Raw genomic sequence first — 12,224 nt, 5'->3', positions numbered from 1 at the left:
CGTTCGAGCAGACCGTCGCCCGCGCCGCCGAGACCAGAAACTGGGACATCTGGGTGCAGCACTACACCGAGGACGTCGAATACGTCGAGCACGCGGCGGGCACCATGCACGGCCGCGGCCAGGTGCGAACCTGGATCCGTACCACGATGACGACCTTCCCGGGCAGCCACATGACTGCGTTTCCGTCGCTGTGGTCGGTCATCGACGCCGACGGCGGGCGGGTCATCTGCGAACTGGACAACCCGATGGTCGACCCCGGCGACGGGACCATCATCAGCGCCACCAACATCTCGATCATCAGCTACGCCGGCGATGGCCTGTGGCGCCGCCAGGAAGACGTCTACAACCCGCTGCGGTTCCTGGCGGCGGCGCTCAAATGGTGCAAGAAAGCGCAGCAACTGGGCACCTTGGACGACGAGGCCGCCGGCTGGCTGCAACGCTACGGCGGCTCGGGTGGCTCAGTATGAGTCCCGCACCCCAGCTCGTGATCGGCGCCAACGGCTTCCTCGGCTCGCACGTCACCCGCCAGCTGGTCGACGGGGGCACTGAGACCCGGGCGATGGTGCGCCCGACCGCGAACACCCGCAGCATCGACGACCTGGACGTGACCCGGTTTCACGGCGACGTGTTCGACACCGCCACCCTGCGCGCGGCGATGAGCGGCTGTGACGTCGTCTACTACTGCGTCGTCGACACGCGCGCCTGGCTGCGCGACCCCGCGCCGCTGTTTCACACCAACGTCGACGGGCTACGCAACGTTCTGGAAGTGGCCAACGACATGGATCTGCGCCGGTTCGTCTTCACCAGCAGCTACGTCACTGTGGCCCGGCGCCGCGGCAAGGTGGCAACCGAGGCCGACCGGATCGGCCCGCGCGAACTCAGGCGCCTCACCCCCTACGTGCGATCGCGGGTGCAGGCCGAAGACCTGGTGCTGCGGTACGCGGCCGAGGCGGGGCTGCCCGCCGTCGCGATGTGCGTGTCCACCACTTACGGCGACGGCGACTGGGGCCGCACCCCGCACGGCGCGTTCATCGCCGGGGCGGTGTTTCACAAGCTGCCTTTCGTCATGCGGGGCATCCGGCTGGAGGCCGTCGGGGTCGACGACGCCGCCCGCGCGCTGATCCTCGCCGCCGAGCACGGCCGCAACGGCGAGCGCTACCTGATCTCGGAGAAGATGATCAGCAACGCCGAGGTCATCCGGATCGCCGCCGACGAAGCCGGGGTGCCGCCGCCGCGGCGGTTCATCTCGGTGCCGACGCTCTACGCACTTGGCGTGCTGGGCAGCCTGAAGGCCCGGTTCACCGGCAAAGATGCCGAGCTGTCGGTGACGTCGGTGCGGATGATGCGTGCCGAGGCCGACGTCGACCACACCAAGGCGATCGCCGAACTCGGCTGGCAGCCGCGGCCGGTCGAGGAGTCGGTCCGGGAGGCCGCCCGGTTCTGGATGGCACAGCGGAACATCCGGAACGCAAAGAGAAGAAACGGCCCGCCGCCGCGCGTTGGGGAACGGTAGACTCAACCGACAGGAGTGACACCATGAGCGACCGACCCGTACTGACGCCGACCGCTGAGTATCCCATCACCGTGACGCCCACCGGTCGGCACGTCACCGTCCGCATCGGCGGTGAACTCATCGCCGACACCGACAATGCGCTGACGCTGGATGAATCCAGACATGCTGCGGTGCACTACATTCCGCTGGCCGACGTCAAGCAGGAGCTGCTGACCCGCACCGGCACCGCAAGCTACTGCCCGTTCAAGGGCGACGCCAGCTACTACAGCGTGACCACCGGCGCCGGCGACACCGTGGTCGACGCCGTCTGGACCTACGAACAGCCGTTCCCCGCGGTTGCCGCGATCGCCGGGCACGTCGCGTTCTATCCGGATAAAGCCGACATCAGCGTCGCAGACCACTAAGCGCCCCGTTCGCGTCAAGGAGCTGAGCCACGGCTGGTGACGAACCCCTAACCGAGCATCTGCGCGGCGAACCGAGTGTCGGTGTACTCGCGCACCGACACGATCTGCCCATCGTGGGTGTCGACGATGAAAACCAGCGGGCTGTCGTAGTGTTCGCCGTCGGCGGTGACGGCGTTGCCCTGCGCCTCGATGACCACCGTCTCGCCCTCGTTGATGCACCGGATCAGGTCGAGGGTGACGCGCACCTCGCCCTTGCGGCGCTCGACCTCCCGCCGCAGCCCCTGCTTGTCGACGGACGTGCGGGTGAGGATGCTCCAGTAGCTGAAGTCGTCGCTGAGCAGACTGAAATACTCGTCGACGTCCGCGCCCTCGGTGATGCACTGCAGAAACATCCACGCCAGCTCGGCCTGCGGGTCATCGAACGGCGTGGTTGGCACCCAGCCATCCTATGATCCTCACATCGACACTCCGCAGACCCGCACCGTCACCTTGGGCGGGACGGCCACCCCCGAGCTGACTCTCGCCCCGCTACGCCGCGGTCCGCTCGACCCGTGCTTTCAGATCACCGCCGACGGCGCAATCTGGCGGACCAGCCTGCTGCCCAGCGGTCCGGTGACGGTACGGATCACCCGGTCGGCCCGCAACGCCGTCGACTGCGCGGCGTGGGGCGGTGGCGCGCACGAGTTCCTCGACGGCGCGCCCGCCCTGCTGGGCGCTGACGACGATCCAGCCGGCTTCGTGGCGCGCTACCCCGTCGTGGCTGCAGCACAGCGCCGGGTTCCGCAGCTGCGGCTGGGCCGCACCGGGCGCGTGCTGGAGGCGCTGATCCCGGCGGTGCTCGAACAGCGGGTGCCCGGGATCGACGCGTTCCGGGCCTGGCGGAAACTGGTCAGCCGATTCGGCACCCCGGCACCCGGTCCGGCGCCGGCGCGGATGCGGGTGCCGCCCTCGGCGCAGGTGTGGCGGGCCATCCCGTCCTGGGAGTTCCATCGTGCCAACGTCGACGGCGGCCGGACGAAGACCATCGTCGGCTGTGCACAGCGGGCAGCGTCGCTGGAGCGGCTGTCGGGCTGGCCTGCCGAGCGGGCCCGTGCGGCGCTGACTGCGCTGCCCGGTGTCGGCGTGTGGACCGCGGCCGAGACGGCGCAGCGCGCGTTCGGCGACGCCGACGCGCTGTCGGTGGGCGACTACCACGTCGCAAAGATGGTCGGCTGGACGCTGCTGGGCCGCCCGATCGACGACGACGCGATGGTCGAGCTGCTGGAGCCGACCCGCCCGCACCGGCACCGGGTGGTGCGGCTGCTGGAAGCCAGCGGGTTGGCCGTCGAGCCGCGGCGCGGGCCACGGCTGGCGGTGCAGGATATTCGCTCGCTGTGAGTCGGTCGCCCCGCGGTCTCAGCCGGTAGCGCCGATCCGTTCTGCCTCGGCGGACCGGCGGTCCAGCCGTTGCGCCCGGTACATCGTCACCTCGCTGCGGTGAAGCAACAGCGCGGAGATCCCTACCGCGATGATCGCGCCGGGCACCACCGCGAAGGAGCCGGTCATCTCGGCCACCATGATCAGCAGGGCCAGCGGCGCGTGGGCGACGCTGCCGAAGCATGCCATCATGCCGACCACCACGAAGATGCTCGGGTCACCGGGAATGCCGGGCAGGTGCGCCAAGTCGCCCAGCCGCCAGATCGCCGCTCCGACGAACGCCCCGATCACCACTCCGGGGCCGAAGAGACCACCGGACCCGCCGGTGCCGATGGACAGGGCGGTGGCGACGATCTTGGCGACCGGTAACACGATGACGGCCCACAGCGGAATCGCCAGCAGCGATTCCCGGCTGGCGGCCAGTTGAATCCAGCCGTAGCCGCTGCTGAGGACCTGCGGGAGCGGCAGCGCGAGCAGCCCCACCAGCAGCCCGCCGGCCGTGGGCTTGAGCACCGAGCCGCCGGGCAGTCGACGAACCAGCTCGACCGTGCCGTAGAAGATGCGTGCGTAGGTGTAGCCCACCGCCGCTGCCACCACACCGAGGGCGGCAAACCACAGCAGCGGCCATGCTTGCTCGAAGCGGTATTCGGCGTCGATGAAGCCGAACATCGGCTCGAACCCCAGCACCGCGCCCCGCACCGCGTATGCCGTCCCGGATGTGACGAAACCCGGTAGCAGGGCACGGTAGTCGAAATCCCTGCGGTAGGTGATCGACGCCGCGAGCACGGCCCCGCCCAGCGGGGCGCTGAAAATGGCGCCGATGCCGGAGCCGATCCCGAGTGCGACCGCCAGCCGGCCGTCGGCATCGGAGAGGTTCAGCCGGCGGGTCAGCAGCGAACCGAACCCGGCAGAGATCTGCGCGGTGGGTCCCTCCCGGCCACCGGAACCGCCCGAACCGATGGTCAGCGCGCTGGCGACCAGCTTGACCACGACGACCCGGCTGCGGATCGCCCGGGGGTCGGCGTGCACCGCCTCGATCGCTTCGTCGGTGCCGTGGCCCTGCGCTTCCGGCGCGAACCCGGCCACGACCAACGCCGACACCAGCGCCCCCGCCGTCGTGACCAACGGAATCGCCCAGGGGCGGCGAAAACCGGCGGAGCCGGGGTCACCGCCTTCGCTCAGCGGGGTCGGTATGTGATAGCCGGCAAGATCGCCGAGCAGGAATTCAGTGGTGTGCTGCAACGCCAGCAGGAACGCCACCGCCCCGAGCCCGGCGATGGCGCCGATCGCGATGCCCAAGGCGAGCCACTTGAGCACGTACCCGCAGTTTCCCCCGCAACCCACGGCGTTCACCCGGTGTTAGCGCCGGCAGCGAGCGCGCCGTCCAGCCAGTGCGGGATGAACTCACGAGTGTAGGCAGTCACCATGGCTCGACTGTAATTCGGCAGCGGTGATCGGTGTCTGGCGACTCCCGGAAGAGCCCTTCGCGCCCCGGTGGCCGATAGCCTGACTAACTTATTCGGTAGTATCTCTCACGAAACGAGTGAGGGGACCGATGACGACTACACCGCGCACCGTGCGCACTGACGACGACACCTGGGATATCGCCACCAGTGTCGGCACCACAGCGGTCATGGTGGCCGCTGCCCGGGCCGTCGAGACCGACCGGCCCGACCCGCTGATCCGCGATCCGTACGCCAGGCTGCTGGTTGCCGGCTCGGCGACCGGGATCTGGGAGGCGCTGCTCGACGAGTCGCTGGTCGCGGAAGTGGAGGCCAAGCTGGAGGCCGCCGATCCGGAGACCGCCGCGTTCGTGACGCACATGCGCAGCTACCAGGCGGTCCGGACGCATTTCTTCGACGCCTACTTCGCCGACGTGGTGGCCGCGGGTATCCGCCAGGTGGTGATCCTGGCCTCTGGGCTTGATTCGCGTGCCTATCGGCTGGACTGGCCGGCTGGGACGGTGCTCTACGAGATCGACCAGCCCAAGGTGCTGGCCTACAAGTCCGCGAGGCTGGCCGCGCACGGGGTGACCGCGTCAACCGATCGCCGACCGGTGCCGATCGACCTGCGCCAGGACTGGCCGGCCGCGCTGCGAGCAGCGGGCTTCGACCCCACGGCACGGACCGCATGGCTGGCCGAGGGGCTGTTGATGTATCTGCCCGCCGAAGCGCAGGACCGGCTGTTCGAGCAGGTCACTGCGCTGAGCGCACCGGGCAGTCGGCTCGTGGTCGAGACCGCCGCCCACCACGCCGACGAGCGGCGCGACGAACTGCGGGAACGGTTCAAGAAGGTGGCCGACGAACTCGGCTTTGCGCAGACGGTAGACATGCGGGAGCTGATGTACCACGACGAGAACCGTGCGGTGGTGCGCGACTGGCTCGACGAGCACGGCTGGCGAGCCACCGCGCAGCCGTCGCAAGAAGAGATGCGCAGGCTGCATCGCTGGGTAGCCCTGCCCACCGGTGACGGCAAGGATGCATTTTCGGAGTTCGTCACCGCAGTGCGATCCAACCGGGTGGTTGATTAGGATTGGGCCTATGCCGGTCGGGAAGGAAAAGCCATGACCACCCACGTCAGCCGCACCGCAGGAACCCCTCACCCGACAGCCGGCGAAGCACCGACTACACCCGCCGATGCCGGGGTCGAATCGGTCGTCGGCAAAACCGTTGCGCGCCTTCGGGAAACCTTCTCCGGCGGGCGAACCCGCAGCCTGCAGTGGCGATGCGCCCAGCTGCACGCCATCGCGGCGCTGGTGACCGAGAACGAGGCGAAGATCGCCACCGCACTCGATGAGGACTTGGGCCGCAAACCGTTCGAAGCGTGGCTGGCCGATGTCGTCGGCACCGTCGGTGAAGCGCGGTACGCGGCCAAACACGTCAAGAAATGGATGCGCCCACAGCGTCAGCTGCTGGAGCTCTCACAGCTGCCGGGCCGAGCCTGGGTGGAGTACGAGCCCTACGGGACGGTGTTGGTCATCGGTGCCTGGAACTTCCCGTTCGCGTTGACTCTCGGTCCGGCGATCGGGGCGATCGCGGCCGGAAACACCGTCGTGCTCAAGCCGTCCGAGGTCTCTCCGGCGTCGGCGCGGCTGATGGCCGAGTTGGTGCCGCAGTACCTGGACACCGACGCGATCGCCGTGGTCGAAGGTGACGGCGCGGTCAGCCAGGAACTGATCGCCCAAGGGCTCGACCGGGTGTTCTTCACCGGCGGCACCGAGATCGGCCGCAAGGTTTATGAGGCTGCGGCGGCGCACCTGACGCCGGTGACGCTGGAACTGGGCGGCAAGAGCCCTTGCATCGTCGCCGCGGACGCCGACCTCGACGTCGCGGCCAAGCGGATCGCCTGGACCAAGCTGATCAACTCCGGGCAGACCTGCATCGCCCCCGACTACGTGCTGGCCGACGCCAAGATCCGCGATGAGCTGGTCGCAAAGATCGACGACGCCGTCACCAAGTTCGAGGCGGGCGAAGACGACGGGAAACCGATCGTCAACCGGCGCCATTTCGATCGGCTGGTCGGCGCGCTGGCCGCCACCAAGGGCACGGTCGCGCTGGGCGGCGGCTCGAATGCGTCGAAGACGCGGATGCAGCCGACCGTCGTCGTCGATCCCGATCCGAGCGAGCCGCTGATGACCGACGAGATCTTCGGCCCCATCCTGCCGGTGCTGACCGTCGCATCCGTCGACGACGCCATCGACTTCGTCAACTCCCGGCCGAAGCCGCTGGCAGCTTATCTGTTCACCAAGGCCAGGAAGACGCGCGAGCAGATGGTGAGCCAGGTTTCGGCTGGTGGCATGGTGATCAACCACCTGGTCTTCCAATTCGGCACGGCCAAGCTGCCGTTCGGCGGCGTCGGACCGTCCGGGATGGGCGCCTACCACGGCCGCTGGGGGTTCGACGAATTCAGCCACCGCAAAGCGGTGATGACCAAACCGACTCGGCCCGATCTGGTCAGCTTCGTCTACCCGCCGTACACCGAGAAGGCGTGGAAGATGGCGCGCCGGCTGCTCTAGCCGCCACCTACCAGGCAACCCGCCAGACACCCAGCAGAGAGGAAGCAGATGCCCGGAGTGCAGGATCGCGTCATCGCCGTCACCGGAGCCGGTGGTGGGCTGGGCCGCGAATATGCGTTGACCCTGGCCCGCGAAGGGGCCAGCGTCGTCGTCAATGACCTCGGCGGTGCCCGAGACGGCACCGGCGCGGGCCATTCGATGGCCGACCACGTCGTCAAAGAGATCCGCGAGGCGGGCGGGCGTGCGGTCGCCAACTACGACAGCGTCGCCGATGCGGATGCGGCAGCCAACCTCGTTAAGACCGCGCTCGACGAGTTCGGCGCGATCCACGGTGTGGTGAGCAACGCCGGCATTCTGCGCGACGGCACCTTCCACAAGATGACGTCCGAGAACTTCGACGCCGTGCTCAAGGTGCATCTCTACGGTGGGTACAACGTGTTGCGCGCGGCCTGGCCGCACTTCCGGGAACAGAGCTACGGCCGGGTCGTGGTCGCCACCTCCACCAGCGGGTTGTTCGGCAACTTCGGGCAGGCTAACTACGGCGCGGCCAAGATGGGCTTGGTCGGGATGGTCAACACGCTGGCCATCGAGGGCGCCAAATACAACGTCAAGGTCAATGCGCTGGCGCCGATCGCGGCCACCCGGATGACCGAGGACATTCTGCCGCCGGAGGTGCTGGCCAAGCTCAAGCCAGAGTACGTGGCACCGGTGGTGGCCTACCTGTGCACCGAAGAGGTCGCCGAGACCGGGTCGGTGTTCATCGTCGGTGGCGGCAGGGTGCAACGGGTCGCGTTGTTCGAGAATGACGGCGCCAACTTCGAGAACCCGCCGTCGGTTGACGAGATCGCCGCGCAGTGGTCGACGATCACCGACCTGTCCGCGGCGAAGGCCGCCAGCTTCTCGGTGCGCTAACCGGGCCTAGTCGCGGGTCACAGACCTGCGAAAGCGCCTTGAACCGCCGAGATGCCATTCGCGATGATCTGGAGTTCGAAGCCGGCTGCCAGCACGTCCATCGCGGTAGTGGCCGCCAGGGGCAGGCCGACAGCGTCAAGGAGGTCACCGTGCGCCACGTTCGTCGTGAAGAGGCTGGCGTCGTAGGCGGGCAGACTGGTCAGCAACGCATTGACGAGGTCCGCCGTGCCCAGCAGCGGGGCGTAGGCCGACGAGAGCGCACCCGAGAACGCGTTGATGATGTCGGTGAGTGACACCGGATCGGTTGTCACGGTCGCGGTGTCTACGCTCGGCAACAGGGACGACAAGGCCGACGACAACGACGTCGGGGCCGCCAGGCCAGCCTCGAATGCGCTGAACCCTGCCTTCGTCCCGGCAGCCAGGCCACCGAGCAGCGTGCTCATGCTGACGTCAGGGAAAAGCCCGAACGGGGTCGGCACGTTCGCCGGGGCGGTCGACCAGCCGACGTCCGGGTTGCCGTAGCCCAGGTTGATCAGCATCGTCAAGTCGGGCCCCAGCAGGTCGGCGAGGGGCTTGCCGACGACGGGAATACCCGACAGCAACTGCACCAGCGGCGGGGTCCCGGTGGGGATCATGTAGTAGTTGGTCAGGCAGTCACTGCAGGGGTCCGTCGCCGAGTCCATCGAGCCCGGCAAGAGAATCGCATGAGCGATCTGCTCCGGCGTGGGACCCCCGGAATGTACCGGATCAAAGCCCTGGTTCAGGTATGTGCCGTGGATGCTCCTGATACCCAGAAAGGCGTTCAGATCGGACAGGACGTTCAGCGGGTAGCGCGGAAAGTCGGTGAAGCCGTCGTATTCCAGGGAGTAAATGGAGGTGTGGAAGTCATTGGCCGGGGTCGCGCCGTCGAAACTGAACCCCATGCTGGCGAGGTTCAGCGGCAGGACGTGTGACTGACCCGACAACGTCTCGAAGCCGTTGAAGCGCTCCAGGATGCCGCCGTTGGGGGCATTGACGTCACCGATCAGCAGGAACTGCACTGGCTTACCCAAGTCGCCCTCGTCTACGAGCTTCTCCATCTCCAGGCTGGCAATGCCGGCGCTCTGCGAGTAGCCGAACACGGTGACGGTGTTTCCGTCTGCCAGCTGGGTTTGGACGTTGTCGTTGAGAATGGTCAGGCCCTGGCCCTCCGAGGTGCTCTGGGCCGGAAAGCCGCTGGCATCGCTGGGGTAGTTGAACGTCAAGACCTTGATGCCGTCCAGCGGGTAGAGCCCCTCCGGGGTGAACAGGCCGTTGGCCAGCACCCCAGGGTAGGTGGTGTCAGGGTAAATGGGGTGGTCCGGGTTGTCGATGTAGAGCTTGTTGGCAGCGTCCACGTAGTCCGGGCCGGGGATCGGTGTGCCGCTGCCGCCGATGACTATCCCGACTGTCTCGCCGTTGGCGAGCTGCACGGCGAGCGCCTGGGCGAATGAGCTTTGCGTCACCGGGGTGGCGACGACGCCGGCGCCGAGGAGGGCGATCCCGGCGGTCACTGCGGGCGTAAGCGCTGATTTCATAGAAAGACCCCTCAGTGCGTCGTGTGATGAGGACTTAAAGCTACCGGGGCTGAGTATGAGAATCAACTTCGCTCAGCTGAGAAGCGCGGCGCGGAGCGCGGCGACCGCGTTGGCGTCGACCCCGGCGCGGCGGAGATAGCCGTCCAGTGAGCCGTAACTGTCGTCGATCGCCCGGCGTGCGGCAGCCAGGTAGTCCTCGTGGACGCCGAGTACCTCGTCGGAGAGCCGGGCCTCGGCGAACGTGCGCACCTCGGGGGTGATCTCGGCGCCTGGAGTGTCGGGCCGCTGCTGGATCGTCTCGATGATCCGGGTCCGCAGTGCCGGCACGGCGGCGTTGCTGCGCAGGTAGTCGGCCACGATCACCTCCCTGTCGACGCCGGCCGCTTCGAGCACCACCGCGACGACGAACCCGGTGCGGTCCTTGCCGGCGAAGCAGTGTGCCAGCACCGGCCGGCCGGCGGTGAGCAGCGTGATCACCCGGTGCACGGCGTTCCGGGACCCGGCCAGGGTGGGGAAGCGCCGGTACTCGTCGACCATGTAGCGCATGACGGCGTCGCGGGCCGATTCTTCGTCGAGTTTCTCGGCCATGACCCGCTGGAAAGCGCGTTCATGCGGGCCGGCCTGGCCGTCGGCGCCGGGCTCCTCCCGGTCGGCGGCCAAGTCCGGGAACGGCAGCAGGTGGATGTGGACACCGGGCGGCACCCGGCCCGGCCCGCGTCGCGACACTTCCCGACGCGAGCGCAGGTCGGCGATATCGGTCACCCCCAGCCGGCGCAACTCGTCGCGGCCGCGGTCGTCGAGACCGCTCAACTCACTGCTCCGGAAGAGCCGCCCCGGCCGCAACCGGTCGACAACGTCGGCGACATCGCGAAAGTTCCACGCGCCCTGCAGTTCTCGAGTTTCGATGCTCATCTGGGAATGACCGCGTCGTCGAGAGTGCTTTTAGGCCCGTCGATTTCGGCCGTCGCCCAGCGCAGCCCGGAACGATGTGTCGACGAAAATCATCCGCGAGGACCGTAGACCACGTCATCGACGGACGCGGACAGGTCGGCGCCGCCGTCGAAAGATGCGACGAACGCGTCGGCTGGATCCAGGTGCAGACGACCCGTTACGTACTGACGGATGAGCGCGGCCTTCGACTTGCGTTGCCGCCGAGCTTCAACTCCCAGTGCCCGGTCGCCGTCTTCCCCGATAGAGATCTGCAACCGCTTCACGGCGCGAACTATACGTCACCATAAATCTGAGGTATACATCACGGCCGCGGCCAGGCCTGAAAGACCCGTTGCAAGCGCGGCATCCGATTCCTACTAGAGTGTCTGGTCGGAACACCGCTGCTGTCAGCGGACCGGGTCATGCGGGGCGTTACCGTGCTACGAACGCTACGAACACCACGAAAAGCCGCGAACACCACGAACAGACAAGGGAAGCACAAATAGCCGCCATGGCAGATACACCAACGACGGTCGGGGTAGTCGCTGAATCCGGGGCCGACGAACGCCGGGTGGCGCTGGTGCCCAAGGCGGTGACTTCGCTGGTGAAAAGCGGTGTCACGGTCGTGGTGGAAACCGGCGCCGGTGAGCGGGCACTGCTGCCCGACCAGCTCTACACCGAGGCCGGCGCCACTATCGGCGATGCCTGGGCGGCGGAGATCGTCGTCAAGGTGCAACCGCCGACCGCGGCGGAGGTGGGCCGGCTGCACCGCGGGCAGACTTTGATCGGGTTTTTGAGCCCCCGCAGCGCCGACAACCAGATCGACGCGCTGCAAGCCGCCGGGGTCCAGGCGTTCGCACTGGAGGCGATCCCGCGGATCTCCCGCGCTCAGGCGATGGACGCGTTGTCGTCGCAGGCCAACGTCTCGGGCTACAAGGCGGTGTTGTTGGCGGCCGCGCTGTCGACGCGGTTCTTCCCGATGCTGACCACTGCGGCCGGCACGGTGAAACCGGCCAGCGTGCTGGTGCTCGGCGTCGGGGTGGCCGGCCTGCAGGCGCTGGCCACCGCCAAACGCCTGGGCGCGCGCACCACCGGCTACGACGTGCGGCCGGAGGTGGCCGACCAGGTGCGTTCGGTCGGCGCGAGCTGGCTCGACCTGGAAGGCATCTCGGCCGCGGGTGCGGGCGGCTACGCGCGAGAGCTCACCGATGCCGAACGCGCGCAGCAGCAGCAGGCGCTGGAGGCGGCCATCACCGGGTTCGACGTGGTGATCACCACCGCGCTGGTACCCGGACGGCCGGCGCCGAAGCTGGTGACCGCTGCGGCGGTGCAGGGCATGAAGCCCGGCAGCGTGGTGGTGGATCTGGCCGGCGAGGCCGGCGGGAACTGCGAACTGACCGAACCGGGCGAGACGGTGGTGCGCCACGACGTCACCATCGCCGCGCCGCTGAATCTGCCGGCCAGCATGCCCGAGCACG

Annotated in this window: 13 protein-coding genes; 8 read left to right on the top strand and 5 right to left on the bottom strand. The window is 68.1% G+C overall.

The genetic code is table 11. The annotated features are described in order from the left end of the window. The 3 genes from AC2VOP_RS08015 to AC2VOP_RS08005 form a co-directional block, all read left to right on the top strand. The coding region (locus tag AC2VOP_RS08015) for a nuclear transport factor 2 family protein (RefSeq protein WP_486960467.1) at positions 1-467 on the top strand (467 nt) is incomplete at its 5' end. Then, complete coding sequence (locus AC2VOP_RS08010) at positions 464-1,513, top strand: NAD-dependent epimerase/dehydratase family protein (RefSeq protein ID WP_486960466.1); 1,050 nt, start codon at positions 464-466, stop codon at positions 1,511-1,513. The genes AC2VOP_RS08015 and AC2VOP_RS08010, both read left to right, overlap by 4 nt. 23 nt (positions 1,514-1,536) lie before the next feature. Beyond that, the gene (locus AC2VOP_RS08005) at positions 1,537-1,917 is read left to right on the top strand and encodes a DUF427 domain-containing protein (protein WP_486960464.1); all 381 of its coding nucleotides are present in this window, start codon (positions 1,537-1,539) and stop codon (positions 1,915-1,917) included. Between the two features lie 47 nt (positions 1,918-1,964). Here the strand turns inward: AC2VOP_RS08005 and AC2VOP_RS08000 are convergent, their stop codons facing one another. Next, positions 1,965-2,309, bottom strand: a complete 345-nt coding sequence (locus AC2VOP_RS08000; RefSeq protein ID WP_486960469.1) for a nuclear transport factor 2 family protein — start codon at positions 2,307-2,309, stop codon at positions 1,965-1,967. A 34-nt stretch (positions 2,310-2,343) separates the two neighbouring features. Between AC2VOP_RS08000 and AC2VOP_RS07995 the strand changes: the two genes are divergently transcribed. Beyond that, a complete protein-coding gene (locus tag AC2VOP_RS07995; RefSeq protein ID WP_486960463.1) occupies positions 2,344-3,294 on the top strand; it encodes a DNA-3-methyladenine glycosylase family protein in 951 nt (316 codons plus the stop codon). An 18-nt stretch (positions 3,295-3,312) separates the two neighbouring features. Here AC2VOP_RS07995 and AC2VOP_RS07990 read toward each other — a convergent pair whose 3' ends face one another. Further along, a complete protein-coding gene (locus AC2VOP_RS07990) occupies positions 3,313-4,686 on the bottom strand; it encodes a chloride channel protein (RefSeq protein ID WP_486960462.1) in 1,374 nt (457 codons plus the stop codon). A 202-nt stretch (positions 4,687-4,888) separates the two neighbouring features. Here AC2VOP_RS07990 and AC2VOP_RS07985 point away from each other — a divergent pair, with 202 nt between their 5' ends. From AC2VOP_RS07985 to AC2VOP_RS07975, 3 genes are read left to right on the top strand one after another with little or no spacing between them, the layout of a single operon-like run. After that, complete coding sequence (locus AC2VOP_RS07985) at positions 4,889-5,863, top strand: class I SAM-dependent methyltransferase (protein WP_486960461.1); 975 nt, start codon at positions 4,889-4,891, stop codon at positions 5,861-5,863. A gap of 33 nt (positions 5,864-5,896) precedes the next feature. Further along, a complete protein-coding gene (locus AC2VOP_RS07980) occupies positions 5,897-7,348 on the top strand; it encodes an aldehyde dehydrogenase family protein (protein WP_486960460.1) in 1,452 nt (483 codons plus the stop codon). Positions 7,349-7,396: 48 nt separating this feature from the next. After that, complete coding sequence (locus AC2VOP_RS07975) at positions 7,397-8,260, top strand: SDR family oxidoreductase (protein ID WP_486960459.1); 864 nt, start codon at positions 7,397-7,399, stop codon at positions 8,258-8,260. A gap of 17 nt (positions 8,261-8,277) precedes the next feature. Here the strand turns inward: AC2VOP_RS07975 and AC2VOP_RS07970 are convergent, their stop codons facing one another. The 3 genes from AC2VOP_RS07970 to AC2VOP_RS07960 form a co-directional block, all read right to left on the bottom strand. Continuing rightward, complete coding sequence (locus AC2VOP_RS07970) at positions 8,278-9,816, bottom strand: PE-PPE domain-containing protein (protein WP_486960458.1); 1,539 nt, start codon at positions 9,814-9,816, stop codon at positions 8,278-8,280. Positions 9,817-9,888: 72 nt separating this feature from the next. Further along, complete coding sequence (locus AC2VOP_RS07965) at positions 9,889-10,722, bottom strand: tyrosine-protein phosphatase (RefSeq protein WP_486960468.1); 834 nt, start codon at positions 10,720-10,722, stop codon at positions 9,889-9,891. Positions 10,723-10,817: 95 nt separating this feature from the next. Then, positions 10,818-11,030 carry a ribbon-helix-helix domain-containing protein gene (locus tag AC2VOP_RS07960; RefSeq protein ID WP_486960457.1) on the bottom strand — a complete coding sequence of 71 codons (213 nt, stop codon included), beginning with the start codon at positions 11,028-11,030 and terminating at the stop codon, positions 10,818-10,820. A gap of 227 nt (positions 11,031-11,257) precedes the next feature. Between AC2VOP_RS07960 and AC2VOP_RS07955 the strand changes: the two genes are divergently transcribed. Further along, positions 11,258-12,224 (top strand): NAD(P) transhydrogenase subunit alpha (locus tag AC2VOP_RS07955; protein ID WP_486960456.1); only part of this gene is annotated, 967 nt, incomplete at its 3' end.

This window comes from Mycobacterium sp. TH-M106 (assembly GCF_057473765.1).
The sequence above is the reverse complement of the archived record's forward strand: the minus strand, read 5'-3'. Positions and strand labels throughout refer to the sequence as shown.